The organism is Ideonella sp. B508-1, assembly GCF_000333615.1.
In the GTDB taxonomy this organism is placed as follows: domain Bacteria; phylum Pseudomonadota; class Gammaproteobacteria; order Burkholderiales; family Burkholderiaceae_C; genus Ideonella.
In genome coordinates, this window is the sequence record NZ_BADL01000293.1 from 1 (window position 1) to 23905 (window position 23905).

Below are 23905 nucleotides of genomic sequence, written 5' to 3' on the forward strand. Positions count from 1 at the left end.
ATGAATGACCTGCACGCCACGCGCTGGGCAGGCGGGCGGCGCCTGCCTAAGCTGGCGGTGCGTTTGTTGTCCCCCTTTGCTGCTGTCCCCGCCACCATGTCCTCACCCGTTGCCGCGGCGTCTCCCGCCCTGCCGCCCGCTCCTTCTGCCGCCCCGGCCGTGCCCGATGGCCTGCCCACGCCGCGCCGCTGGGTGGCCATGGCCGCACTGCTGGGCGGCATCGTGCTGGTGCTGATGGACATGACCATCGCCAACGTGGCCTTGCCCGCCATCGCCCAGGTGCTGCACGCCACGCCGGCCGATGCGGTGTGGGTGGTCACGGCCTATCAGTTGGCGGTGGTGATGTGCCTGCTGCCGGCGGCGGCGCTGGGGGAGCGCCTGGGCTTCCGCAGCGTGTTCGCTGGGGGGCTGGCGCTGTTTCTGCTGGCGTCCCTGCTGTGTGCGGTGGCACCTTCGCTGCCCTGGCTGGTGGCCGGGCGCTGCCTGCAGGGCGTGGGCAGTGGGGTGACCGCGCCGCTGGTGCTGGCGCTGCTGCGCGACATCTACCCGCGCCGCCTGCTGGGCCAGGCCGTGGCCTGGAACGCGCTGACGGTGGCGGCGGCATCGGCAGCGGGGCCGGCGGTGGGGGCGGCGGTGCTGTCTGTGGCCGATTGGCGCTGGCTTTTTGCCATCAACCTGCCGTTGGGCGGGCTGGTGTTGCTGGCCTGCGTGGGCCTGCCGCAAGGCACCACCGCGCACCGGCGGCTGGATGGGGTCAGCATTGGTTTGAACGCCGGCATGTTCGCCGCCTTCGTGCTGGGCACCGACCGGCTGATGGACCACCCCGCGCAGGGCGCCGCGCTGCTGGCGCTGGCGCTGCTGTGCGGCGTGGGCCTGGTGCGGCGCGAGCTGCCGCGCGCCGCGCCGCTCATTCCGCTGGATCTGCTGCGCAGCCACCCGTTTCGCATCTCCATCCTGGCCTCGGTCTGCTGCTTCACCGGGCAGATGGGCGCCACCGTGGCCATGCCCTTCTACCTGCTGCATGGCCTGGGCCAGAGCACCCTGGCCACCGGCCTGCTGATGACGCCTTGGCCGCTGGCGGTGATGCTGGCCGCCCCGCTGGCCGGCCGCCTGTCGGACCGCCTGCCCACCGCCTGGCTGTGCGCGGGTGGCGGCGCGCTGCTGGCCCTGGGCCTGGCCCTGTGCGCGGCGGTGCCGCTGCAGGGCCACCCCTGGCTGGGCGTGAGCGTCTTCACCGCGCTGGCCGGCGCGGGCTTCGGTTTCTTCCAGACGCCCAACAACCGCAACATGCTGCTCAACGCCCCGCCCGAACGCAGCGGCGCCGCCGGGGGTGCCCAAGGCACCGCCCGCCTCACCGGCCAGACGCTGGGCAGTCTGATGATGGGCCTGCTCTTTCACGTCCTGCCGGCCGGGCCGGCGGCACGCTGGGGCCTGGCGGCATCGGCCGTGCTGGCGCTGGCCTCGGCAGGCATCAGCCTGCTGCGCAGCCCGGGGCGGGGCGCGGCCCCCGCGCCTAGCATCGGGGCATGACGCTGCCGCCCATTCCCACCCACGACCACTGGATCGCCACGCCGCAGGGCCGGCTGTTCGCCCGCCGCTGGACGCCGCCGCAGGCCGAGGGCGGGGCCCGCAGCCCCATCGTGCTGCTGCACGAATCGCTGGGCAGCGTCTCCGTCTGGCGAGATTTCCCCGCCCGGCTGGCGCGCGTCACCGAGCGTGAAGTGATCGCTTACGACCGCCTGGGCTTCGGCCGCTCGGACCCGCACCCCAGCACCCTGGCGCTGAGCTTTGTGCAGGACGAGGCCCGCGAGGGTTTTGCGGCCCTGCGCGCGCAGCTGGGCATCGGCCGCTTTGTGGCCCTGGGACACAGCGTGGGCGGCGGCATGGCCCTGGGCTGCGCCCACGCCTGGCCGGACGACTGCGAGGCCCTGGTGCTCGAATCGGCCCAGGCCTTTGTGGAGCCGCTGACGCTGGCCGGCATCCGCGCGGCCGAAGCGCAGTTCGCCGCCGCGGGGCCGGACGGCAGCTCGCCCGCCATGGCCCGCCTTGCCGCCCACCACGGCGACAAGGCACCCTGGGTGCTGCGCGCCTGGGTGGACACTTGGCTGTCCCCAGCCTTTGCCAGCTGGAACCTGGACGCCCTGCTGCCCGGCCTGCGTTGCCCGTTGCTGGTGCTGCACGGCGAGCAGGACGAATACGGCTCGCCCGCCCAACCGCAGCGCTTCATGGCGCTGGCCGGCGGCCCTGCCACGCTGGCCCTGCTGCCCGGCTGCGGCCACGTGCCGCACCGCCAGCACCCGCAGCCCGTGCTGGACGCGGTGGCGGGCTTTCTGGCCGGTCTTTCCCGGCCCTGAGCCCTGAGCCCTGAGGCCTCAGAAGTTCTCGTCGCGCAGGGTGCGGGCCTGGCGCAGCAGGGCGTCGGCGGGGCGCAGGGTGTTCTGGTCCGGGTCCACCACCACCGCGCCAAAGTTGGCGGCCAGGGCGGCGGTCACGGCCACGGCGGTGAGCTGTTCGCGCGCGTCGCCGCCCCAGCGCAGGCCCAGGCGGGCGGTCAGCGCGCTGCCTTCGGGCGCCAGCGCCTGCGGCGGCGGCTGGTCGTGTTCCATGGCCAGGTAGACCCCGGCGTCTTCGCCCATCACGGTGAAGGGCAGGTAGCCGGCCGGGCCCTCGGGCGACCAGGGGCCGTCGATCTTCAGGCCGAGCTTCAGGGCGTCGAGCGCCTGCTGCAGGGCGGCGCGGTCGGGCAGTGACGCGGGGTTCAGGTGGGCGTGCAGTTGGCGGGCCATGGCAAGGCAGCGCGCGGGGCGCGTGGGGTTTGTCGGGTTTGCCACGGCGCACCATGCCGCCGCGGCGCGGCAAGCCCTGCCATGCAAGCCCCAGGCCCGGGGCTGCCAGTCCGCTCAGGCCCCGCCGTGCACCACCGTCAGCAGCAGCAGGCAGTCGCTGCGGGCCGTCACCGCGTGCGGCTCGCCGCCGGGCACCACCACCAGCTGGCCGGCTTCCAGGCTGCACTCGCGCTCGGGGGTGGAGACCTCCACCTCGCCGCGCAGGCACTGCACGGTGATCTCGCCGCGCACCCGGTGCTCGCGCAACGTGGCGCCGGCCTTGAGCACCAGGCGCATCAGCTGCAGGTGGGGGGTGCGCAGCAGGCTGGCACTCACCCCGATGCCTTGTTCATCAATGCCAGCGTAGGGGTCGATGACCTCGTCGTGGCAGGCGTGCTTGAGGGCCATGGTGGTGCTCCTCGCATCCAGCGGATGCACATGCCAGGGTGATGCCACGGGGCGCCGGGCGCGTCAACCGGGTTGCACCGGGTGGCAACTGCTGCGGCGCTGCCCGTCCGAGGGCCTGTTCGGCCAGGTGCGGTAGGGTGCCGTGCCCTGGCCATCGAACACCGCGGCCACGGCGGCGAGCACCTGGGGCACCTGGCGGGCCAGCCTCTCGGCTTCGTCGGCCGTGGCCTGGGCGGCGGGGGCGCAGCCTTCGATGAAGACGTCGCGGCCCTGCACCGTCACCCACAGCGTGCCCTGTGCCACCCGCGGGCTCTGCCGCAGGGCCTGCACCACCGCGCGGGCGATGTCGATGTCGTAGCGGTAGGCGTTGGGCTCGCTGCACTGGCCCTGCAGGAAGCAGGTGGTGCCCCGCTCCGCGCGGTGGTGCGACTGCGCCAGTCGCTCGGCCGGGGTGATGCGTGGCCCCAGCGGCTCGGGGCAACCCGCCACTGCCGCGGACACCTGCACGAAGGGGTCGCCGAACCAGTTGGTCGGTGCGGGCGCAGGCTCGGGCAGGGGCACGGCGGTCTCAGCCGGGAATGTCGGGTTCCACCAGCGCGGCGAGCTGGTCCAGCGACTCCTGCCAGCCCAGGTAGCACATCTCCAGTGGGATCAGCGCCGGAATGCCCTCCTGCGTGACGGTCAGGTCGGTGCCGCAGGACACGGTGCGCAGCGTCACGGTGGTGATCATCTCGCCCGTGAGGTTGGGGTCGTCGAAGTGATCGCTGTAGCGGATGGTCTCATCGGGCACCAGGCGCAGGTAGCTGCCGCCGAAGGCGTGCGTCTGCCCGTTGCTGAAATTGCGGAAAGACATGCGGTAACGCCCGCCCTCGCGGGCGTCGAACTCCTGCACCTGGGCGACGAAGCCCTTGGGCGGCAGCCACTTGCACATGGCTTCCGGGTCCAGGAAGGCGCGGTAGATGCGTTCGGGCGGGGCGCGCAGCACGCGGTGCAGGGTCAGGGTGCGGTCGGCCATGGGCGGTCTCCTTGAGGGGTGAACGCCCGGCAAGCGGCGTTCCTAGAATCCGACCGATTGCATCACCAACCCGCCGGGAGTTTCACCATGACCACCTCGTCCAACAAGGATTTCGAGCAAGGCCTGGCCATGCGCAAGCGCGTGATGGGCGAGGCCTTCGTGGAGAAGGCCTTCAGCGGCCTGACCGAGTTCACCGCGCCGCTGCAGGAATACATCACCCGCAACGCCTGGGGCGACACCTGGCAGCGCGAGGGCCTGGACCTGAAGACCCGCAGCCTGGTGACCATCGCCATGCTGACCGCGCTGGGCAAGTCGCACGAGTTGAAGGGCCATGTGCGCGGCGCGCTCAACAACGGCGCCACCGTGCAGGAGATCCAGGAGGTGCTGCTGCACGCCAGCATCTACTGCGGCCTGCCCGCCGCGGTGGAGGGCTTCCGCTCGGCGGCCGAGGTCATCGACGGGCCCAAGGCCTGAAACTGGCTGGGCCAGCGACGCTGGCGCCACCGCAGCGCGGGCCGCTCCACCGCGTGGTGCAGCAGGGTGGCCATGGCGGCGCAGGCCAGGGTGATCAGGCCCAGGCGCAGCCCGGGTGAGGCGGCCAGGGCGGGGCCGCCCTGCGTGGCCAGCCAATGCGCCACCGGCTTGTGCGACAGGTACAGCGGATAGGACACCGCCGCCAGCCAAGCCGCCCCCGGCACCCGGGTGCGCTGCAGCCAACTGCCCGGGCGCAGCGCGGCGGCCAGCAGCAGGCCGAAGCTCCAGGCGATGAGCGAGTAGCCGGCGATGCTCATGAAGCCGCCGTAGCCGTACCCGTCGATGTAGAACCCCGCGATCACGCCGTAGCCCATGGCGGCGCAGGCCGCCAGCGCGGCCGGCAGCAGCCAGCGTCCGCCCGGGCCCATCAGGCGCTGCCAGGTGGCCGGGTGGCGGTGCTGCAGCAGGGCCAGGGCCACGCCGGGCAGGAATTCGTCGAAGCGGCTGGCGCTGCCGTAATAGACCCAGCGGTAGTACAGCTCCAGCTGGCCCTGGGCCTCCAGGCCGTAGCGCTGCCACAGCCAGGCGCGGGTGCCCACGCCGGTGGCCAGCAGCAGGGCCATGCCGGCCCAGGCGGTGCCCACGCCCCAGCCCCGGCGGCGCGCCAGCCAGCCGCCGCCCAGCACCGCCAGCGGCAGCAGGGCGTAGAACTGCTCCTCGATGCACAGCGACCAGGCGTGCGAAAACGCCGTGCCGGTGGGCAGGTTCCAGTTCTGCGTGAAGGTGAGGAAGCGCCACAGTGGCGGCGGGGTGCGCCCGCCCAGCGCGTCCGGCCACAGGAAGTAGGCCGCCAGCACCACCCAGAACACCGGCCAGGTGCGCAGGATGCGTCGCGCATAGAAGGCGCCCAGGGCCAGCCGCCGGCCGGCCACCCCGCCGCGCAGCAGGCCGTCGGTGATGAGGTAGCCGCTGAGCACGAAGAACAGGTCCACCCCCACCCAGCCCACGTCGCTGAGCCAGCCGAAGGTCGGCTCGCGCGAGACGAACACCATGTAGTGGTACATGAACACCAGGCCGATGGCCAGGGCACGCAGGGTGTCCAGGCCGGCCTGGTGGCGGGCGTGTTCGGCGGGGGCGGGCATGGGCGCGGATTTTCGCCGCGCCCGCCGGGCTCAGGGCCCGGGGTGGCGCCTTACTTCAGCGCCGCGGCCACGTAGGAGGCCGGAGCCGTGGTGGGCCGGCCGATCAGGGCCGAGAGCTGGTGGCCGTCGTCGAACAGCGCGCCCTGGGCCGCGCCCAGGTCGAACTGCGGCAGGGCCACGGCCCACAGCTCGGGCAGGCCGGCGCCGCGCAACACGGCCGTGTATTCCTCGGCCGGCAGGTTCTTGTAGGGCACCGGCTTGCCGGCCTGGCGGCCGATCTCGGCGGCCAGCTCGGCCAGCGTGGGTGCCGTGTCACCGGCCAGTTCGTAGACCTTGCCGGCGTGGGCGGCCGGGTTGGCCAGCACGGTGGCGGCGGCCTCGGCGTAGTCGGCCCGGGTGGCCAGGGCCAGCCGGCCCTCGCCCGCGCTGCCCAGCAGGGCGCCATGCGCCACCGCAGACGGGAAACCGGCGCTGTAGTTCTCGGCATACCAGCCGTTGCGCAGCACGGTGGCCGGGATGCCGCTGGCGCGGATCATTTCTTCGGTGGCCAGGTGCTCGGGCGCCAGCGACAGGGGCGAGCGGTCGGCATGCAGCAGGCTGGTGTAGACGAGGTGCTTGACGCCCGCCAGTTGGGCGGCCTCGATGACGTGGCGGTGCTGGGCTTCGCGCTGGCCGATCTCGTTGCCGGAGATCAGCAGCAGGGTGTCCACGCCGGCCAGGGCGGCGGCCAGCACCTCGGGGGCGCTGGTGTAGTCGGCCTGGCGCACGCTCACGCCCAGGTCGGCGGCCTTGGCCGGGGTGCGGGCCAGGGCGATGACGCTGGCGCCGGGGGCGCGGGTCTTCAGGCTCTGCAGCACAAGGCGGCCCAGCTGGCCGGTGGCGCCGGTGATGGCAAGGGTGTGGGCGGGGGTGGTCATGGTCGGTTTCCTTGGGTGTTCGGTTCGGACGGAACGGGGTGTTTTGAAACGCGCTTGAAAGTGCGTCGAGGTCACTGTACGATTTGCACTTACTTTTCGGAAGTACGCACATGAAGGTAAGTACCCGGGTCCCCCTGTCCAAGGCCGTGCGCCGCGGCAACCTGCTGGCGGCGGACTGCCCCTCGCGCGAGGTGCTCAAGCAGTTCACCAGCCGCTGGGGCGTGCTGGTGCTGCTGGTGCTGAAAACCCGCACCCACCGCTTTGCCGAGTTGCGCCGCCCCGTGGGCGGGGTGAGCGAGCGCATGCTGGCCCAGACCCTGCAGTGGCTGGAGGGCGACGGCCTGGTGCTGCGCCAGGCCTTCGACGTGGTGCCGCCGCATGTGGAGTACAGCCTGACGCCGCTGGGCCGTGAGGCCGCCGAGCGGGTGCGCCAGCTGGCCGACTGGATCGAGGTGCGGCTGGGCGATGTGCTGGCCCAGCGCGCCGTGCAGGAGGCCGCATGAGCGCCACCCTGCACCTCATCCACGACCCGCTGTGCGGCTGGTGCTATGCCGCCGCGCCCCTGGTGGAGGCGGCCAGCCAGGTGCCCGGCGTGACGGTGCAGCTGCACGGCGGCGGCATGCTGGTGGGCGAGCGCCGCCTGCGGCTCACGCCCGCTTGGCGGGCCTACGTGATGCCGCACGACCGGCGCATCGCCCAGCTCACCGGCCAGCCCTTCGGCGCGGCCTACACCGACGGCCTGCTGCAGGACGACACCGTGGTGCTGGACAGCGCCCCGCCCACCACCGCCCTGCTGGCGGCGCAGACCCTGGGCCTGCCGGGCCTGACCCTGCTGCACCGGCTGCAGCAGGCCCATTTCGTCGAAGGGCAGCGCATTGCCGAGCCCGCGGTGCTGCGTGCGCTGGCCGCCGAACTGGGGCTGGACGAGGCCGCCTTCGCCGCCCAGCTCGACGCCCTGGCCGGCGCGCCCACCGAGGCCCACTTCACCCAGAGCCGGGCGCTGCTGGACTGGCTGGGCGGCCAGGGCTTTCCGACGCTGGCGCTGGAGCACGCCGGCCGCTGGACCCCGCTGCCGGTGGGCCAGCACCTGGGCCGGCCCGAGGCCTTTGTGGCCGCGGTGCAGGCGGCGCTGCAGACGGCTGCAGGGGCGTAAGCTCGGCCGGTCCGGTTCTGGCGGCCTTCGGGCCGGTCCCGTCATGTCCCTGTCCGACCTGCCGGCGCCGCTGCGCGCGGCCCAACCCTTCTTCTGGCCCCACCCGCAGCGCCGGCCGGCGGCGCAGGTGCTGGCCCACAGCCCGGTGGGCCGGGCCGACGTGGAGGCGGCGGTGGCCCGCTGGCGGCGCTTCGGCCCGCTGCTGGCCCGCCTGTTCCCGCACGAACTCGGGCCGGACGGACGCATCGATTCGCCGCTGCTGCGCCAGGGCGACGACCATGGCCGTGCGCTGTGGGTCAAGGCCGACCACCAGCTGCCCATCACCGCCTGCATCAAGGCCCGCGGCGGGGTCTACGAGGTGCTGTGCCACGCCGAGCAGCTGGCGCTGGACGCCGGCCTGCTGGCCCCGGGCGGCGACACCGCGCTGCTGGCGGATGCCCCGGCGCGTGCGCTGTTCGCCCGCCACCGGGTGTTGGTGGGCAGCACCGGCAACCTGGGCTACAGCGTGGGCGTGATGGCCCGCGCCCTGGGCCTGGGGGTGGCGGTGCACATGTCGCACGACGCCCAGGCCTGGAAGAAGGACCGGCTGCGCGCGGTGGGCGCCACGGTGGTGGAACACGCGGGCGACTATGCCCAGGCGGTGGCCGGCGCCCGCGCCCTGGCCGCGGCCGATCCGGCGGCCTATTTCATCGACGACGAAGATTCGCTGCTGCTCTTCCTGGGTTATGCCGCGGCGGCCTGGGATCTGGCGCCGCAGCTGACGGCCCAGGGCCTGGCGCCCACGGCGGCGCGGCCACTGCGCGTCTACCTGCCCTGCGGCGTGGGCGGCGCGCCCGGCGGCGTGGCCTTCGGCCTCAAGTGCCTGTGGGGCGACGCGGTGCAGGTGGTGTTCGTCGAGCCGGTGGCCGCGCCCTGTTTCCTGCTGCGCCTGGCCACCGGCGACGACGCGGCCAGCGTCTACGACATCGGCCTGTCCAACCACACCGTGGCCGATGGCCTGGCCGTGCCGCGCGCCTCGGCCCGGGTGGCGGCCCTGGCCGGCCCGCTGGTGGACGCGGTGGTGACGGTGAGCGATGCCGACCTGCTGCGCATGCTGCGCTTCCAGCACGAGGCGCACGGCCTGCAGCTGGAGCCTTCGGCCGCCGCGGGCTTCGTGGCCCACGAGATGCTGGCCGGCCCCTGGGCCGAGACCGTGGCCGCCTGGTGCCCCGCGCCGGTCGTGCCCCTGGTGTGGACCACCGGCGGACAGGGCCTGCCCGCCGAGGTCTTCCAGGCCCTGCTGGCGGGTGGACTTGCTCTGGGTCAAGCCGCTCAAGCCTGAGCGCAACGCGCCGACAACAAACAGAACCAGGGGGACACAATCGCGCCAGGGAGGCGGGGTTCGTTCGTCCCACCGCAACAGAACGATGAAGACCCATGTCGTCACGGGCAGCAGCCCGGTCCTGGCCGTAGAACGGCTGGCCGCCTGCCTGCCGTCGCAGACCGCGCCACGGCTGGTCTTCGCCTTCTATGGCGAGGCGGCCGACGACGAGGGCCTGCATCGCGCGCTGGCCCAGCGCTGGCCCGGGGTGCCCGTCATCGGCGGCAGCTCGGCCGGTGGCCTGATGAGCCAGGACGGCCTGGCCGATCACCACCAGATCGGCCTGATGGGTCTGGAAGACCCGGGCGGCGACTACGGCGTGGCCGCCGGCCCGCTGGAGGGCGACCCCCAGGGCCGGGCCAGCGCGCTGCTGCTGGAGGCCATGGACCGGGCCGGCTGCGCAGGCGAGCTGCCCGCGCTGGTGTGGATCTACCAGGAGCCGGGCCGCGAGGAGGCCGTGCTGGCCGGCCTGCGCCGGGTGCTGGGCGACCGCTGCCCCATCGTCGGTGGGAGTGCCGCGGACAACGCGGTGGCCGGCCGCTGGCGCCAGCTGGGGCCGCAGGGCCCGCTGCGTGGCGGCCTGGTGGTGGCGGTGCTCTACCCCACGGCCGCGGTGCGGGTGGTGTTCCAGGGGGGGTATGAGCCCACCGGGCAGAGCGGCGTGGTCACCGGCGTGGGCGGCACGACCGGCCGGCGCCAGGGGGCGCAGCCGGATGCGCCGATGCAAGGCCGCGAGCTGCTCACCATCGACGGCCAGCCCGCCGCGGAGGTCTACAACCAGTGGCTGGGCGGTGCGTTGCAGCCGCAGCTGGACGGCGGCGGCGTGGTGCTGGCGCAGACCGCACTGCACCCGCTGGCGGTCAAGGTGGGCCAGTTGCATGGCCTGCCCCACTACCTGCTGGTGCACCCCGAAGCCATCACGCCGGGCCACAGCCTGCGCACCTTCTGCGACCTGCGGGTGGGCGACCGCCTGCAGGCCATGCGCGGCGACCGCGGCCGCCTGGTCTTCCGGGCCGGCCGGGTGGCGGCCCAGGCGCGTGCTGCGCTGCCGGCCGGCCAGACCGTGGCCGGGGCCCTCATCGTCTACTGCGGCGGCTGCCGCATGGCGGTGGGCGAGGCGGTGGCCTCGGTGGTGCAGGCGCTGCGCCAGCGCCTGGGGCCTGTGCCCTTCCTGGGCTGCTTCACCTTCGGCGAGCAAGGCTGGCTGCTGGACCGCAATGTGCACGGCAACCTGATGGTGGCCGCCGTGGTCTTCGGGGCCGAGGAGCTGGTGCGATGACCGGGCTCGACGGCGATCTGCAAAGCACCGAGGCCCTGCGCGAGGTGCTGCAGGGCCTGCAGCGCAGTCACGAGGCGCTCAAGGCCGGCAGCGCGCAGACCCAGCGCTTGCTGGACGCGCTGGAATCCCTGCTGACGCTGGACACCGATGCCGACCTCTTCCCACGGGTCTTCGCCTCGCTGCGCCGGGTCTTCACCTTCACCCATGCGCTGATGCTGATCCAGGACGACGGCCCGGACGGCGACGGCCTGAGCTGCACGGTGGCCGAGCCGGCCGAGGCCGAAGGCCAGCGCTGGCCGCTGACGCCCTTGCTGCGCAAGGTGCTGGCCGGGCGGGCCGTGGCCACCGTGCCCACCGCGGCGGCCCTGGCCGGCGCAGAGCCCCCGCTGCACTGGCTCTACCTGCCGGTGCGGGTGCGCGAGCACCGCGGCATCCTGGCCCTGCGCCGCGGCGCCAGCGAGCCCGGCTACACACGCGACCACGTCGACCTGGGGCGGCGCTTCGCGCTGCTGGTCTCGCATGCGCTGGCCGCCCGTTTCGCCCACCAGACGGTGCAGCGCAGCCGCGAGCTGCACCAGCTGGCCGAGCGCCTGCGCCAGAGCGAGCAGGAGGCCCAGCGCAATGCCCGGCTGCTGCACCAGGTGGTGGAGCACTTGCCGGTGGGCCTGGTGCTGCGCCAGGGCGACCAGCAACTGCTGATGAGCAATGCCGTGGCCGACCAGATGCTGCATCACCAGCCCGGCCAGGCCTTCGACGAGCGGGCCCGCGCGCTGCTGGACCCGGTGCCGCCGCCGCGCGGGCGCCGGCGCGGCGACGGCCTGAGCCGTGCGCCCGGCGTGCAGCAGCGCGAGGTGGCGGTGGACGGCGGCGAACACACCCTGCTGATCACCAGCAAGCCGGTGCAGGTCTTCGACGAGGCGATGCAGCTCACCCTGCTGAGCGACATCTCTGAGCGCAAGCACTACGAGCGCGAGCTGGCGCTGCGCGCCTATGTGGACGAGCTGACGGGCCTGCCCAACCGCGCCCGCATGCAGGAGATCGTGGCCGAGACGCTGCGCGAGCGCGCCGACGAGGCCCTGGTGGCGCTGGCCTTCATCGACCTGGACAACTTCAAGCAGGTCAACGACTTCTACAGCCACGCGGTGGGCGACGCGCTGCTGCGCGCGGCGGCCGAGCGGGTGCGCGCCCTGATCCGCCCCAGCGACACCCTGGCCCGCATCAGCGGCGACGAGTTCCTGCTGCTGATCGACCCGCTGCACCAGGCCGACGATCTGCAGGCCATCGTGGCGCGGGTGGTGGACGGCCTCAAGCAGCCTTTTGCCATCGAGGGCCTGGAGGTGCTCACCTCCGCGTCGGTGGGGGTCTGCATCTACCCGCTGCACGGCCGCAGCTACGAGGAACTGCGCCGCTCGGCCGACAACGCCATGTACCGCGCCAAGCAGGACCGCAAGGGCAGCGCCCAGTTCTTCACCGCCGCCATGGGCGAGGCCCTGACCGCGCGCATGGACACGGAGCAGCGCCTGCGCCTGGCCCTGCGCGAGCGGCGCTTTGCCACGCTGCTGCAGCCCAAGGTCAGCCTGGCCGAGGGGCGCCTGGTCGGCTTCGAGGCGCTGGTGCGGGGGGTGCGGGCCGATGGCTCGCTGGTGCCGCCCTCGGAGTTCATCGAGCTGGCCGGCGAGCTGGGCCTGCTCGACCAGATCACCCACATCGTGCTGGAGGACGTGCAGGCCGCGCTGCCGCGCCTGCGCGCATGCTTCGGCCCGGACACCCGGGTCAGCCTGAACATCGCCGCCCGCCAGGCCGGCGACGTGGCCTTCATGGACGCCCTGACCCGGGGCATCACGCCGGACCAGGCCCGCGGCCTGATCCTGGAGCTGACCGAGGACGCGCTGGTGGCCGCCGAGCGCTTCCAGCGCCGGGTGCTGCCGCTGCTGCGGGCACGCGGCCTGCGCGTGTCCATCGACGACTTCGGCACCGGCTACTCCTCGTTGGCCATGCTCAGCGACGAGATCGCCGACGAGGTGAAGATCGACCGCACCTTCATCAGCCAGGTGCACCAGCGCCCGCGCAGCCAGGGCATCCTGCGGGCCATCGAATCGCTGTGCGGGGCCCTGGGCATCGCCGTGGTGGCCGAGGGCGTGGAGACCGCCGAGGAACTGGACTACCTGCGCCGTCATACCAGCATCGGCTGCGCCCAGGGCTACTGGTTTGCCCGACCCATGCTCTTGCAGGACGTTCTGGCGCAAGCCGATGCGATGGTTCGTGGAGGATTGCCGCTCTGAGCGGCCGGTGGCGCCCGAGCGCTCAACACCCTGCCTGGTATGACGATGACGGGTGCGCTTCACCGCGGCCTCACTGTCACTGGAGGGCCGCATGACGGTCGCTTGACCGCCCATTCCAGGAACCACCACCATGCACCGCCCTCGCCGCCGCCACCCGGTCGTGCTCGCCCTGTCCTCCCCCGCGATGCGCGGCACCGCTGCCGGCCTGGCCCTGTGCCTGTCGGCCTGCGGTGGCGGGAGCGATGCCCCCGCACCCGTGCCTGGGGAACTGGCCTCCGCCAGCCTCACCTTCGATGCCGTGGTTCCGGACGGTGCGCCGCTGCCCTCGGCGGTCCAGGCCACGCCGGCCTTCCACGTCGCGCCGGTGGTCTTGGACGCGCCGTCCGACCTGGACGCCGCGCAGCCCGACGCCTCGGCGGGCCTGGCCCCGCACGCCAGCACCGTGCCGCAGGCCCTGGCCGGCCTGCCTTCACGCCGGCTGACACCGCAGGCCCTGCAGGCCGCGCTGGCGGCCGGCAGCGACGGGGCGACGCGCCGCATGCAGGCCGCGGCCGCCACCGAGGGCGCCACCCCTTCCGGGATGCAGCCGCTGGCCGCGGGCAGCACCGTGGTCACCTACACACCGGCCCAGATCCGCGCGGCCTACCAGCTGCCCGCGCTGCCAGCCGCCGGCACCACGCTCAGCGCTGCCCAGGCGGCCCAGCTCGGGGCGGGCCAGACCGTCTACATCGTCGACGCCTACCACGATCCCAGCGTGGTCGCCGAGCTGGCGGCCTTCAACAGCAAGTTCGGCCTGCCGGCCTGCACCACCACCGCCATTGCCGCCACCGCCAGCCTGCCGCTGGCCGCGGCCGCCAAGACGGGCTGCAGCTTCTCGGTGGTGTACGCCAACAGCGCGGGCAAGATGAGCACCACGGCGCCGGCCTACGACGCCGGCTGGGCCACCGAGATCACGCTGGACGTGCAATGGGCCCATGCCACCGCGCCGCTGGCCCGCATCGTGCTGATCGAGGCTCCCGATGCCAGCCTCAACAGCCTGCTGGCGGCGGTGCAGCTGGCCAATGCCATGGGCCCGGGCGTGGTGTCGATGAGCTTCGGCGCCGGTGAAGGCAGCTGGGTCGGGTCGGTCGACGGCGCTTTTGCCGGCACCGGCATGAGCTACGCCGCCGCCACGGGCGACAACGGTGCGGGGGTCGAGTGGCCCTCGGTCTCGGCCCGCGTGCTGGGGGTGGGGGGCACCTCGCTGGCCTACAGCGGCGCTGCCCGCGGCGAGGCCGTCTGGTCTGGCACCGGCGGCGGGGTGAGCGCCTATGTCGCCACCCCCAGCTACCAGAACAGCAGCGTGCCCGGCATGGGCGTTCCGGTCCGCCGGGGGGTGGCCGACGTGGCCTTCAATGCCGACCCGGCCACCGGCCAGTACGTGGCCACCATCGCCCCGGGCAGCAGCACCGTGGGCTGGGTCAGCGCGGGGGGCACCAGCCTGGCCACGCCGCAGTGGGCCGGCCTGCTGGCCGTGGCCAACGCGCTGCGGGCCCAGACCGGGCTGGCGTCGCTCACCACGCCGCAGACGGCGCTCTATGGCGGCATTGCCAGCAAGAGCACGAGCTATGCGGCCAGCTTCCTGGATGTGACCAGCGGCAGCCATGGCAGCTGCAGTGTCTGCTCGGCCAAGGCGGGCTTCGACCTGCCTTCGGGCCTGGGCACGCCCCAGGCCAGCGCCCTGCTGTCCGCGCTGTCCAGTGCGAGCGTGCTGGCCACGCCGCCGGTGGTCACGCCGGCCACGGTCAACGGCCAGGTCGGGGTGGCGCTGTCCTTCAGCGTGTCGGTCACCGCGGCCAACCCGGTCAGCTACAGCCTGTCGGGCGCACCGGCGGGCATGGCGGTGAGCACGGCCGGGGTGGTGAGCTGGGCCGCGCCGGTGGCGGGCAGCTACCAGGTCACGGCCACGGCCAAGGACAGCAAGACCGGGCTGAGCGGGCAGGGCGTCTACACCGTCGTGATCGCGGCCCCGGTGGCGCCCACCGTCTCCACCGCCACCGTCAACGGCACTGCCGGGCAGGCCCTGCAGTACACGGTGGGGGTGAGCGCGGCCAATGCGGTCAGCTACAGCCTGGCCGGCGCGCCTGCGGGCGTGGCCATCAGCACCTCCGGCGTGCTGAGCTGGGCCAAGCCGGTGGTGGGCAGCTACAAGATCACCGTCAGCGCCAAGGACAGCAAGACCGGCCTGAGCGGCAGCGGGGTCATCACACTGGTGATCCAGGCGGCCGCGACGACGCCCGCCGGCCCGGTGATCAGCGCACCGGCGCTCACGGGGAAGGCCGGCCAGCCGCTGTCGGGCACCATCACCATCACCGACCCGGGGGTCAGCTGGCTGCAGGTCACCATCGGCGGCGCGCCGCTGGGCATGGGCTTCTCGCTGTCGGGCACCTCGGTGAATCTGTCCTGGCCCAAGCCGGTGGCCGGCAGCTACACCCTGACCCTCAAGGTGATCGATTCCGCCGGGCGCAGCGCCACGGCCACACAGTCCATCGTCATCCGCTGAGCCTCCCCGGCCGGCAAGGCACCTGCTGCCGGCAGGGGGCTTGCCACCTTCCCGGAGGTGGGCATGCTAGCCTGAGGGCGTGTCCACCTCCGCCCCCCACCCGCTGCCCCGCGTCGTCCTGACCGACGTGGACGACACCCTCACCTGGGAGGGCCGTTTGCCCTCGGTGACGCTGGCGGCCATGGAGCGCCTGGCCGCGGCCGGCATCGCCCTGGTGCCGGTCACTGGCGCCTGCGCTGGCTGGTGCGACCAGATCGCCCGCACCTGGCCGGTGGCGGCGGTCATCGGCGAGAACGGCGCCTTCACCATCGAGCGCGAAGGCCGCCACCTGCGCTACCGCGACTGGCAGGACGAGGCCACCCGCATGCGCCACCAGGCCTGGCTGCAGAAGGCTGCCGCCACGCTGTTGCGCCAGCACCCGGGGCTGCGCCTGGCGCTGGACAACGCCTACCGCCGCTGCGACCTGGCGCTCGACCACGCGCAGGAGGTCCCGCCCGTGCCCGCCGAAACGGTGCGCCAGGCCCTGGCCGATGCCCATGCGCTGGGCGTGCAGGCCACCGCCAGCTCCATCCACATCAACCTCTGGCTGGGAGACTTCAGCAAGAAGGCCGCCTCGCTGGCCTGGCTGCGGCGTCGTCACGGATGGACACCGGACGAGGCCCCCGGCTACGCTGCCTTCGTGGGCGATTCGCTCAACGACGCCCAGATGTTCGAGACCTTCCGGCGCAGTGTGGGCGTGGCCAACATCCGGCCCCACCTGGCCGCGCTGCCCGTGGCGCCCGCCCACATCACCCAGGCGCCCGGCGGCCTGGGTTTTGCGGAATGGGTGAACGAGGTGCTGCTGCCATGCTGATCGCGCAACTGAGCGACTGCCACATCACCCGCCCGGGCACGCTGGCCAGCGGCCGGGTGGACACCGCGGCCCTGCTGCAGCAGGCCGTGGCCAGCGTGGCCGCGCTGGACCCGGCCCCCGATCTGCTGCTGCTGACCGGCGACCTGGTGGACAGCGGCCACCCGGCCGAATACGCCCGGCTGCGGGCCCTGCTGGCCCCTTTGCGCCTGCCGATGCGCCTGCTGCCCGGCAACCACGACGACCGGGCGGCGCTGCGCGAGGCCTTTCCCGAGCAGCCCTGGGCGGCCGACATGCCCTTCGCCCAGTCTTTTGCCCCATCCTTTGCCCAATGGGTGACGGACCTGCCCGAGGGCGCGGCCAGCCTGCGTCTGATCGGGCTGGACACGGTCATCCCTGGCCGGCCCGGCGGCATGCTCTGCCGCGAGCGCCTGGACTGGCTGGCCGACACCCTGGCCCAGGCGCCGCAGCGGCCCACCCTGCTGGCCCTGCACCACCCGCCGCTGCGCACCGGTCTGCACGAGATGGACGGTATGAACCTGGGCGAAGGCCGCGAGGCCCTGGCCGGCCTGCTGGGCCGCCACCCGCAGGTGCAGGCCATTCTGTGCGGCCACCTGCACCGCCACATCCATGGCCAGCTGGCCGGGGTGCCGGTCATCGTCGCACCCAGCACCGCGCACCAGATCGCGCTGGAACTGCGGCCGGGCCAGCCGGCCCGCTTCAATCTGGAGCCGCCGGGCTACCTGCTGCACCGCTGGAGCCTGGCCGACGGCCTGGTCACGCTGGGCGCGGTGAGCGGGGACTGGCCGGGCCCCTACCCCTTCTGAGCCACCGGCGAGGGCGGGCTCAGAGCAGGCGCTTGTCCCGCAGGTGCTTCACCAGGCCGCAGTAGCCCTGCTGCATCAGGATCTCGTTCTCCAGCTTGGCCGGCAGCAGCTCCTCCTTGAGCCGGGCGGCGGCTTCCGGGCCCTGGGTCTGGCGCAGGAAGACGATGGTCTCCTCGAACTTGGACACCTCGGTGCGGCAGGCCTTCTCGTGCGGCGAGTCCGTCACCGCGTCCTGGGCCTGCAGGGCGGTGCACCCCACGGCGGCCGCGCTCAGCCCGAGCAGGCGCAGGGTGCGTCGAAAGCAGAGGGTGGGAAGGGGCATGGCAGACAGCGAAGATGACGAGCACGTCACCCAAGCAGGATGGATGCCACCACCCTGGCAGGGCCTACGATCGCTGACCCCCGAGCCCACCGCCTGGCCCCTGTCTCGTCTACCGGAGATCCCCATGCTCTTCGACCCCGCCCGCCACGAAGCCCTGTGCGACACCCCCTGGGACGCCGGGCAGGCCCAGGCTGCCCTGCAGGACATCGTGGACGACATCGAGCGCAACCGTGGGCCGCAGGGGCACTGGCCGCTGCATCCGCAGGACGAGGAGGGCGACACGCCGGCCGGCGGCTTCAAGGGCCTCTACCTGGGCAGTGCCGGCCTGGGCTGGGCGCTGTGGCACCTGCAGCAGACCGGGGCTGCGCGGCTGCGGCACACCGACCCGGTGGCCCTGTTGCGCTCGGCCCATGCGGCCTACTTGGCCGCGCCGGACAGCGGCGAACTCGTGCCCTCGCTCTACCTGGGTGAGGCCGGCATCCTGCTGGCGCTGTGGCGGGCCACCGGCGATGCGGACGTGGCCGAGCGCCTGCACGCCCAGGTGCTGGCCAACATCGGCCACCCCGCGCTGGAGCCGCTGTGGGGCGCGTCCGGCACGATGCTGGCGGCCCTGCACCTCTGGCGCCTGACCGGCCAGGCGCGCTGGCGCGACGCCTACATGCAGAACGTGCAGGCCCTGTGGGCGCGCTGGGACACCCGCGTGGGCGACAGCGAACCGCCCGCCTGGGTCTGGACCCAGGACCTGTACGGCCGCCAGGCCCGCTACCTGGGCGCCGCGCACGGCTGGGCCGGCAATCTGCAGCCCCTGCTGCTGGGGGCGGACCTGCTCGAACCGGCGCAGCGCGCGGCCCTGTACACGCGCTGCGCCGACACCCTGGCGGCCACGGCCGTGCAGGCGGGCGATGGCGTGAACTGGCCGCCCCAGGCGCACGCACCGGGCACCGCGCCGACGCCCACCAAGTGGCTGATGCAGTGGTGCCATGGGGCGCCGGGCATCGTCACCGCGCTGGCCGGCTTCCCGGTGGGGCAGGACCCGCGGCTGGACGCCCTGCTGCAGGCCGCGGGCGAGGTGGTGTGGGCCGCCGGCCCGCTGGCCAAGGGCCCGGGCCTGTGCCATGGCACCGCAGGCAACGGCCAGGCCTTTCTGGTGCTGCACCAGCGCACCGGCGAGGCCCGCTGGCTGGACCGGGCGCGTCGCTTCGCCATGCACGCCATCGCCCAGTGCGCGCAGCAGCGCCAGGCCCACGGCCTGGGGCGCTACAACCTCTGGACCGGCGATGCCGGCGTGGCCGTCTACCTGTGGCAGTGCCTGCAGGCCCGGCCGGGCCTGCCCACGCTGGACTTCGTCTGATCGGGCCGCTTCAGGGCAGGTGGCAGACGGCCTCGACGTTGTGGCCGTCGGGCCCGATGACGAAGGCCGCGTAGTAGTTGGCGTGGTAGTGCGGGCGCAGGCCCGGCGGGCCGTTGTCCTGCCCGCCCGCGGCCAGGGCCGCCTTGTAGAAGGCGTCCACCAGGGCCCGGCTGCTGGCGGTGAAGGCCAGGTGCAGCGGGGTGGGCGGCAGGTCGTCCTGGTGCAGCCAGAGCGAGGGCTTGCCAGGCAGGCCCAGGCCCACGCCGTAGTCGCCCTCCATCACCACCCCCACGCCCAGCGGGGCCAGGGCCTGGACGAAGAAGGACTTGCTGGCAGGCAGGTCGCTGGCGCCGAAACCGATGTGGTCGAACATGGTGGCCTCCTTGCCCGGGTGGGCGCTGTGGGGGAAGGCCACGAGACTCGCATCCCGGCCCCGACCCTGTCAACGTCGGGCCGACCCGGGCCCGGGCTCAGACCTGCGGGCCGTGGGGCAGGCAGACCGAGACCCGTTCGCCCCAGCGCTCGCGCGGGAAGTAGTCCCACACCGCATGGTGCTGGGTCGCCCAGTTGTCCCAGAACAGCAGGGTGCCGGGTTCCCAGCGCACCCGCACCTGGAAGGACACCTGGCGCTCGATGTGGCGGTAGAGCTGCTGCAGCACCGCCTGGCTTTCGCCGCGGCTGAGCTGGACGATGTGCGAGGTGAAGGCCTCGTTGACGTACAGAAAGCGCTGGCCCGTCACCGGATGCCGCGGCGCCACCGGGTGCTCGTGGGCAGGGAAGGTCTGGCCCGGCTCCGGCCGCGAGCCGTAGCCCGCCGTCCAGGCCTGGGCGCCATCGTGCACCGCGCTGAGCCCGTCGATGAAGCGACGGAAGGGCTCCGACAGCGACTCGTAGGCCAGCACCATGTTGGCGAACAGGGTGTCGCCGCCGCCACCCTCGGGCAGGCGGGTGACCCGCAGGAAGGAGCCCCAGATCGGCGCGGCGTCGCAGGAGACGTCGTGGTGCCAGGCATCGCCGGCGGTGAAGCGCGAGTCCTTGCCGGTGCGCCAGGCCAGGATTTCCGGGTCGTCGGTGCCCCCGGCCACCACCCGGCTCTTGGCGAGCACATGGCGGTGCAGGGTGCCGAACTGGCGCGCGAAGGCCTTGTGCTGGGCGCTGTCCAGGTGCTGGTCGCGAAAGGCCAGCACCAGGTACTCGCCCATGGCGCGGCGCAGCTCGGTCTGCTGTGCCTCGGTCAGCGGGAGCGACAGGTCCAGCCCGCGGATCTCGGCCCCCAGCGTGGGTGCCAGCGGCTTGAGCTCGAAGCTGACAAAGGCTTGGCGCTCGCGCTGGTTCCAGGCCGCGATGGCCTGCTTGTCGAAGAAGTCCTGGTAGAAGCTCATGGTGTCATGGCAAGGCAAGGCCTTGGGGTGAAGGGAGGGGCCACGATCTTCGAAGCCGCGGGGCGGGTGCGCTCTTGCCGTGGGTCAAAGCGTCCGGCCCCGGCTTGCGACCGTTTCGCGCATGCAAATGCCCTGGGCGAGCAAGCCCGCGGTCGGGCCGGGCCACCGGGGCGTCACACGCCTGTCAAGCAGACTGCGCAAGCTGCGCAGGGCATGACCGCCCCCACCCTCGACCTTGTCTACTTCAACGCCGGTGGCGGCCACCGGGCCGCGGCCCAGGCCCTGCAGGCCGTGCTGCAGCAGCGCCATGGCCCCGCCCTGCGGGTGCGGCTGGTGAACCTGATGGCGGTGCTGGACGCGCAGGACCGATTCCGGCGCCTGACCGGCATGGCGCCCGAGGATGTCTACAACCGCCGCCTGGCGCGCGGCTGGACCCTGGGCCTGGCGCAGGAGCTCAAGCTGCTGCAGGCCTCGGTGCGCTGGGCCCACCCCTGGCTCGTGCGCCTGCTGCAGGCGCACTGGGCCGAGACGCGGCCGGACGTGGTGGTCTCGCTGATCCCCAACTTCAACCGCTGCCTCTACGAATCGGTGCAGGCCGCGCGGCCGGGCACGCCCTGCGCCACGGTGCTGACCGACCTGGCCGACACACCGCCGCATTTCTGGATCGAGCCGGGGCAGGACCAGTGGATCGTCTGCGGCACCGAACGCGCGGTGCAGCAGGCCCTGGCCCAGGGCGTGGCGCCGCGCAATGTGCACCGCGTCTCGGGCATGATCCTGCGCCCGGCCTTCCACGACGTGGCGCCGCTGGATGCGGCAGCCCGCGACCAGGCCCTGCAGGCCCTGGGCCTGCAGCCGGGCCGGCCCACCGGCCTGGTGATGTTCGGTGGCCAGGGGTCCATGCAGATGCTGCGCATCGCCCGCAGCCTGCCGCAGGTGCAGCTCATCCTGGTCTGCGGCCACAACGCCCTGCTGGCCGAGCGCCTGCGGGCGCTGCCCGTGCCCGAGGGGGGCGCGGCGCGCGCGGTGCTGGGCTTCACGACCGACGTGGTGCGCTACATGCAGCTGGCGGACTTCTTCGTCGGCAAGCCGGGGCCGGGCTCGCTGAGCGAGGCGGTGCAGATGGGCCTGCCGGTCATCACCTTCGAGAACCGCTGGACCATGCCGCAGGAGCGCTACAACGCCCAGTGGGTGCGCGAGCAGGGCCTGGGCGAGGTGGTGCCCTCGGTCAAGGCCATTGCCGGGGGCGTGGCCCGTCTGCTGGCCGACCTGGACGCGGCGCAAGCCCGGGTGCGCGGGGTGCGCAACCAGGCCGTGTTCGAGGTGGCGGACCTGGTGGATCAGCGCTTGATCCAGGCCCGGGCGCCGGATCCGCAGCCCCAGGCTTCTTCGGCCCATGCGGCCCCGGCCGTGACGGGCGGCGCCGAGCCGGACGCGCTGGCCCCGGCCCCGGCGCGCTGAGACTCAGCGCCCGCCGTAGTGGTACTTGGTCGTGCGGGCCCAGTCGCTGTCGGGCCAGAGCTTGTGCAGCAGGCGGAAGGCGTCGCGCGAGTAGGTGGGCTCGGGGGCCGGCTGGCCGTTGGCCGGCACCGGCGGGCGGCATTCGTTGCGGGTGCTGGCCACGAAGAAGTGCAGGGCCTTGGGTGCCTCCGGGTCGGCCGGCTTGCCCTGGGCCCAGGCCAGCAGCGTGGGGGCCAGGTAGGCGTTGCGGTTGGGCAGGGCGTCCAGCTGGGCCTGCTCGCGCCGGGCCTCGGCCTGCTGGGCCGGGCTGAGGAAGGCCGGCGGCGTCAGGGCCAGCGCGTCCTGCGCGCCCGTGCCCCAGCCCTGGCAGCCCCATTCGGTGTCGTTGCCCTGCGGGTCCACGCGGTGCGGGTGCAGCTCGGGTGTGTTGACGAAGATGACCGTGGCGGCCAGGCGCTTGGCCTCGGGCGTGGTGGCCTGGACGAAGCGGGTGTAGAGGTGCGCCGTGGTGCCGCGGCCCTGGGCCAGCGTGGGCGCCCAGGTGTCGGCCGTGGCCCAGTCGCCCAGCAGCACCGCGCGGGTCCACAGGGCTTCGATCAGCCCGGTCTTCACCGCGGCGGGCAGGTCCGGCCGGTTCGGCAGGGTCTTGAGCAGGGACAGGGGCAGCGCGCGGTAGAGGCGACGCGGGAAGTCTTCGTCCAGGCCCATCACCGGGGCGGCGGGCGGGGTGGCGGCTCCGGTGGCAGAGGCCGCATCCTCGCGGGCGATCGGCGTGCCCGCCCCGGTGTCCGCCATCTGGCGCGGCGCGGCGGCCAGGAAGGCCTCCAGCGTGGGCGCGGTCACCAGCTTCAGGGCCAGCCAGCGGTTGCGGGTGGCGGTGTCCATGGGCTGGGGCGGGTGGGCCAGCAGGCGGCTGACCTCGGCATCGGCCGCGGCGGCCTGGCCGCCCTCGATCTGCAGGCGCAGCAGGTGGTAGCGCAGGTGCAGGTACAGCGGCGACGAGGCGGGCACGGCCTCGGCGGCGCGGCGCTCGGCCTCGCTCAGCTGCAGGGCGGCGGGCCGGGGCTGGGCCTGGGCGACGAGGGCGGCCAGCCACAGCACGGCGGCGGGGCTGCCGGCCGGGGCAGCCTGGGCCTCGCGCCGGGCCAGGGCCAGCGCGGCCGGGCGCTGATCGTCGCCGGCCTGCATCGCGCCGATCCAGCGGGTCATCGGGTCGCTGGCCTGCATCAGGCCGGGGCGGTTCTCCAGACCGGGCGGCTGCTCCAGGCTGTCGAGCAGCACCAGGTAGTCGCTCAAGGCGCGCACCTGCGCCGCGTCCATCGGCGCCTGGGTCAGCGGGCCGGCCAGCTCGGCGGCCTTCTCGGCCGGGCGCAGCCGGGCGTCCACCCAGCCCAGCAGGGCGGCGGCGGGGGCGAACTTCGGGGCCTGGGCGCTCAGCTCGTCGCGCGCGGTGCGCAGCCACTGGCGGGTGCGCTCGCTGCGCTCGGGCTGGCGGTCCGGCCCCAGGGCCAGGGTGCCCTGGCGCAGCAGGCAGCGTGCGGCCAGGTAGCGGCCCCAGGGTTGCCAGGGCGAGCTGCCGTCCAGCGCGATGGCCAGGAAGCGCTGGCGCGCGGCCTCGTACTGGCCGGTGTAGAACAGCGCGGCGGCGCTCTGGTAGGCGTGGTCGGCCCGCAGCCAGGCCGGGGCCTCGGCCGGCAGGGCCGGGGGCAGCACGGCCGGCGGCTGGGTGGCCTGGCCGAACTGGACACCCGGGGGCGAGCAGTTGGCGAAGACCGCGTCCTGCTGGGCCAGCCAGCGCGCGGCCCACTGCGGCGCGGCGCTGCTCTGGCGCTGGCGTTCGGCCAGGGTCTGGCGGGCGCGGTCGAAGGCGTCCTTGGGGCAGTTCAGGAAGAAGCTGTAGTCCGGCGTGGCCCGCTCGGCCTCGATCTTGACCGGTGCCGCGCCGGCCTGGGTGCGGGCGGCCAGCCAGGCGGCGATGCCGGTGGCGTCCTCGTCGTGGCGGGCCTGCCAGTCGGGGGCGGTGGGGCCCACATGCCAGCCGTCCACGTTGAGCGCCGCGGTCTCGGTCGCGCTCAGCGGGTGGCCCTGGGCCGCGCGCCAGGCCAGCGCCAGGTAGACACGCCAGTAGCTGCCGGGCACGACGCCCAGTCGGCCGGCGGCGTAGCCGGGCAGGGCGGCCGGGGTGACATGGTGCTCGGGGGCGTAGGCGTTCTCTTCGTAGCCATCGCCGCCGCTGGCCCGGGCGGCGGGCAGGGCGATCAGGCTGCTCAGGCCGGCCAGCACCAGGGTCCGTGCCAGGGCGCCAGCGCGCGCGGGGG

General features: G+C 73.7%; 23 protein-coding genes. 13 read left to right on the forward strand and 10 right to left on the reverse strand.

Features of this window, described 5'->3' with window-relative positions:
- Positions 1-96 precede the first annotated feature (96 nt).
- Both I73_RS12500 and I73_RS12505 read left to right on the forward strand, forming a co-directional pair.
- Positions 97-1530 carry an MFS transporter gene (locus I73_RS12500; protein WP_040500329.1) on the forward strand — a complete coding sequence of 478 codons (1434 nt, stop codon included), beginning with the start codon at positions 97-99 and terminating at the stop codon, positions 1528-1530.
- Positions 1527-2354: an alpha/beta fold hydrolase gene (locus I73_RS12505; protein ID WP_022980918.1), complete on the forward strand. Its 828-nt coding sequence runs from the start codon at positions 1527-1529 to the stop codon at positions 2352-2354. Before I73_RS12500 ends, I73_RS12505 begins: the two co-directional genes overlap by 4 nt.
- Positions 2355-2372: 18 nt before the next feature.
- On the opposite strand, the gene I73_RS12510 is transcribed toward I73_RS12505, so the two are convergent.
- The 4 genes from I73_RS12510 to I73_RS12525 all read right to left on the reverse strand — a co-directional run bounded on the left by I73_RS12510 (position 2373) and on the right by I73_RS12525 (position 4248).
- A complete protein-coding gene (locus tag I73_RS12510) occupies positions 2373-2786 on the reverse strand; it encodes a hypothetical protein (RefSeq protein WP_022980919.1) in 414 nt (137 codons plus the stop codon).
- Positions 2787-2900: 114 nt separating this feature from the next.
- Complete coding sequence (locus I73_RS12515; RefSeq protein ID WP_022980920.1) at positions 2901-3233, reverse strand: cupin domain-containing protein; 333 nt, start codon at positions 3231-3233, stop codon at positions 2901-2903.
- A gap of 63 nt (positions 3234-3296) precedes the next feature.
- Positions 3297-3794, reverse strand: a complete 498-nt coding sequence (locus tag I73_RS27675; protein ID WP_022980921.1) for a BON domain-containing protein — start codon at positions 3792-3794, stop codon at positions 3297-3299.
- 7 nt (positions 3795-3801) lie between these two features.
- A complete protein-coding gene (locus I73_RS12525) occupies positions 3802-4248 on the reverse strand; it encodes an SRPBCC family protein (RefSeq protein ID WP_022980922.1) in 447 nt (148 codons plus the stop codon).
- A gap of 87 nt (positions 4249-4335) precedes the next feature.
- Between I73_RS12525 and I73_RS12530 the strand changes: the two genes are divergently transcribed.
- Positions 4336-4722 (forward strand): carboxymuconolactone decarboxylase family protein, encoded by a 387-nt coding sequence (locus I73_RS12530; RefSeq protein ID WP_022980923.1) that lies wholly within the window; start codon positions 4336-4338, stop codon positions 4720-4722.
- Here the strand turns inward: I73_RS12530 and I73_RS27680 are convergent.
- The gene (locus I73_RS27680; RefSeq protein WP_022980924.1) at positions 4650-5864 is read right to left on the reverse strand and encodes an acyltransferase; all 1215 of its coding nucleotides are present in this window, start codon (positions 5862-5864) and stop codon (positions 4650-4652) included. The two genes, I73_RS12530 and I73_RS27680, sit on opposite strands and share 73 nt — an antisense overlap.
- Positions 5865-5914: 50 nt before the next feature.
- Positions 5915-6781, reverse strand: a complete 867-nt coding sequence (locus tag I73_RS12540) for an SDR family oxidoreductase (RefSeq protein ID WP_022980925.1) — start codon at positions 6779-6781, stop codon at positions 5915-5917.
- 110 nt (positions 6782-6891) lie between these two features.
- Between I73_RS12540 and I73_RS12545 the strand changes: the two genes are divergently transcribed.
- The 8 genes from I73_RS12545 to I73_RS12580 all read left to right on the forward strand — a co-directional run bounded on the left by I73_RS12545 (position 6892) and on the right by I73_RS12580 (position 17074).
- Entirely contained in the window at positions 6892-7284 is a 393-nt protein-coding gene (locus I73_RS12545) for a helix-turn-helix domain-containing protein (protein ID WP_022980926.1), read from the forward strand.
- A complete protein-coding gene (locus tag I73_RS12550; RefSeq protein ID WP_022980927.1) occupies positions 7281-7934 on the forward strand; it encodes a DsbA family protein in 654 nt (217 codons plus the stop codon). The genes I73_RS12545 and I73_RS12550 overlap by 4 nt, the downstream gene beginning before the upstream one ends.
- A 43-nt stretch (positions 7935-7977) precedes the next feature.
- Positions 7978-9255, forward strand: a complete 1278-nt coding sequence (locus I73_RS12555) for a D-serine ammonia-lyase (RefSeq protein WP_022980928.1) — start codon at positions 7978-7980, stop codon at positions 9253-9255.
- 85 nt (positions 9256-9340) lie between these two features.
- Positions 9341-10573, forward strand: a complete 1233-nt coding sequence (locus I73_RS12560; protein WP_022980929.1) for an FIST signal transduction protein — start codon at positions 9341-9343, stop codon at positions 10571-10573.
- The gene (locus tag I73_RS27685; RefSeq protein WP_022980930.1) at positions 10570-12855 is read left to right on the forward strand and encodes a bifunctional diguanylate cyclase/phosphodiesterase; all 2286 of its coding nucleotides are present in this window, start codon (positions 10570-10572) and stop codon (positions 12853-12855) included. The genes I73_RS12560 and I73_RS27685 overlap by 4 nt, the downstream gene beginning before the upstream one ends.
- Positions 12856-12985: 130 nt before the next feature.
- The gene (locus I73_RS12570; RefSeq protein ID WP_022980931.1) at positions 12986-15397 is read left to right on the forward strand and encodes a S53 family peptidase; all 2412 of its coding nucleotides are present in this window, start codon (positions 12986-12988) and stop codon (positions 15395-15397) included.
- Positions 15398-15476: 79 nt separating this feature from the next.
- Complete coding sequence (locus tag I73_RS12575; protein WP_022980932.1) at positions 15477-16250, forward strand: HAD family hydrolase; 774 nt, start codon at positions 15477-15479, stop codon at positions 16248-16250.
- On the forward strand, positions 16244-17074 hold the full coding sequence (locus tag I73_RS12580; RefSeq protein WP_022980933.1) for a phosphodiesterase: 831 nt from the start codon (positions 16244-16246) through the stop codon (positions 17072-17074). The genes I73_RS12575 and I73_RS12580 overlap by 7 nt, the downstream gene beginning before the upstream one ends.
- Positions 17075-17093: 19 nt before the next feature.
- Here the strand turns inward: I73_RS12580 and I73_RS33180 are convergent, their stop codons facing one another.
- The gene (locus I73_RS33180; protein WP_022980934.1) at positions 17094-17396 is read right to left on the reverse strand and encodes a hypothetical protein; all 303 of its coding nucleotides are present in this window, start codon (positions 17394-17396) and stop codon (positions 17094-17096) included.
- A gap of 124 nt (positions 17397-17520) precedes the next feature.
- Here I73_RS33180 and I73_RS12590 point away from each other — a divergent pair, with 124 nt between their 5' ends.
- Positions 17521-18747, forward strand: coding sequence for a LanC-like protein (locus tag I73_RS12590; protein WP_022980935.1), 1227 nt, complete (start codon positions 17521-17523; stop codon positions 18745-18747).
- 10 nt (positions 18748-18757) lie between these two features.
- Here I73_RS12590 and I73_RS12595 read toward each other — a convergent pair whose 3' ends face one another.
- Positions 18758-19120: a VOC family protein gene (locus tag I73_RS12595; RefSeq protein ID WP_026096665.1), complete on the reverse strand. Its 363-nt coding sequence runs from the start codon at positions 19118-19120 to the stop codon at positions 18758-18760.
- Positions 19121-19217: 97 nt separating this feature from the next.
- On the reverse strand, positions 19218-20129 hold the full coding sequence (locus tag I73_RS12600; protein ID WP_022980937.1) for a TauD/TfdA family dioxygenase: 912 nt from the start codon (positions 20127-20129) through the stop codon (positions 19218-19220).
- Between the two features lie 213 nt (positions 20130-20342).
- Between I73_RS12600 and I73_RS27690 the strand changes: the two genes are divergently transcribed.
- A complete protein-coding gene (locus tag I73_RS27690) occupies positions 20343-21587 on the forward strand; it encodes a glycosyltransferase (RefSeq protein WP_022980938.1) in 1245 nt (414 codons plus the stop codon).
- A gap of 3 nt (positions 21588-21590) precedes the next feature.
- Here I73_RS27690 and I73_RS33185 read toward each other — a convergent pair.
- Positions 21591-23905, reverse strand: a 2315-nt coding sequence (locus I73_RS33185; protein ID WP_022980939.1) for a hypothetical protein, incomplete at its 5' end; no start/stop codon positions are given.

Excerpts from the sequence above, each read along its gene's own strand:
- I73_RS12580 (WP_022980933.1), top strand. The coding sequence starts at position 16,244 with ATGCTGATCGCGCAACTGAGCGACTGCCACATCACCCGCCCGGGCACG.
- I73_RS12560 (WP_022980929.1), top strand. The coding sequence starts at position 9,341 with ATGAAGACCCATGTCGTCACGGGCAGCAGCCCGGTCCTGGCCGTAGAA.
- I73_RS12540 (WP_022980925.1), bottom strand. The coding sequence starts at position 6,781 with ATGACCACCCCCGCCCACACCCTTGCCATCACCGGCGCCACCGGCCAG.
- I73_RS27690 (WP_022980938.1), top strand. The coding sequence starts at position 20,343 with ATGACCGCCCCCACCCTCGACCTTGTCTACTTCAACGCCGGTGGCGGC.
- I73_RS12545 (WP_022980926.1), top strand. The coding sequence starts at position 6,892 with ATGAAGGTAAGTACCCGGGTCCCCCTGTCCAAGGCCGTGCGCCGCGGC.
- I73_RS12505 (WP_022980918.1), top strand. The coding sequence starts at position 1,527 with ATGACGCTGCCGCCCATTCCCACCCACGACCACTGGATCGCCACGCCG.
- I73_RS12570 (WP_022980931.1), top strand. The coding sequence starts at position 12,986 with ATGCACCGCCCTCGCCGCCGCCACCCGGTCGTGCTCGCCCTGTCCTCC.
- I73_RS12555 (WP_022980928.1), top strand. The coding sequence starts at position 7,978 with ATGTCCCTGTCCGACCTGCCGGCGCCGCTGCGCGCGGCCCAACCCTTC.
- I73_RS12595 (WP_026096665.1), bottom strand. The coding sequence starts at position 19,120 with ATGTTCGACCACATCGGTTTCGGCGCCAGCGACCTGCCTGCCAGCAAG.
- I73_RS12500 (WP_040500329.1), top strand. The coding sequence starts at position 97 with ATGTCCTCACCCGTTGCCGCGGCGTCTCCCGCCCTGCCGCCCGCTCCT.
- I73_RS12600 (WP_022980937.1), bottom strand. The coding sequence starts at position 20,129 with ATGAGCTTCTACCAGGACTTCTTCGACAAGCAGGCCATCGCGGCCTGG.
- I73_RS12590 (WP_022980935.1), top strand. The coding sequence starts at position 17,521 with ATGCTCTTCGACCCCGCCCGCCACGAAGCCCTGTGCGACACCCCCTGG.
- I73_RS12530 (WP_022980923.1), top strand. The coding sequence starts at position 4,336 with ATGACCACCTCGTCCAACAAGGATTTCGAGCAAGGCCTGGCCATGCGC.
- I73_RS12550 (WP_022980927.1), top strand. The coding sequence starts at position 7,281 with ATGAGCGCCACCCTGCACCTCATCCACGACCCGCTGTGCGGCTGGTGC.
- I73_RS27685 (WP_022980930.1), top strand. The coding sequence starts at position 10,570 with ATGACCGGGCTCGACGGCGATCTGCAAAGCACCGAGGCCCTGCGCGAG.
- I73_RS33180 (WP_022980934.1), bottom strand. The coding sequence starts at position 17,396 with ATGCCCCTTCCCACCCTCTGCTTTCGACGCACCCTGCGCCTGCTCGGG.
- I73_RS12515 (WP_022980920.1), bottom strand. The coding sequence starts at position 3,233 with ATGGCCCTCAAGCACGCCTGCCACGACGAGGTCATCGACCCCTACGCT.
- I73_RS27680 (WP_022980924.1), bottom strand. The coding sequence starts at position 5,864 with ATGCCCGCCCCCGCCGAACACGCCCGCCACCAGGCCGGCCTGGACACC.
- I73_RS12510 (WP_022980919.1), bottom strand. The coding sequence starts at position 2,786 with ATGGCCCGCCAACTGCACGCCCACCTGAACCCCGCGTCACTGCCCGAC.
- I73_RS12525 (WP_022980922.1), bottom strand. The coding sequence starts at position 4,248 with ATGGCCGACCGCACCCTGACCCTGCACCGCGTGCTGCGCGCCCCGCCC.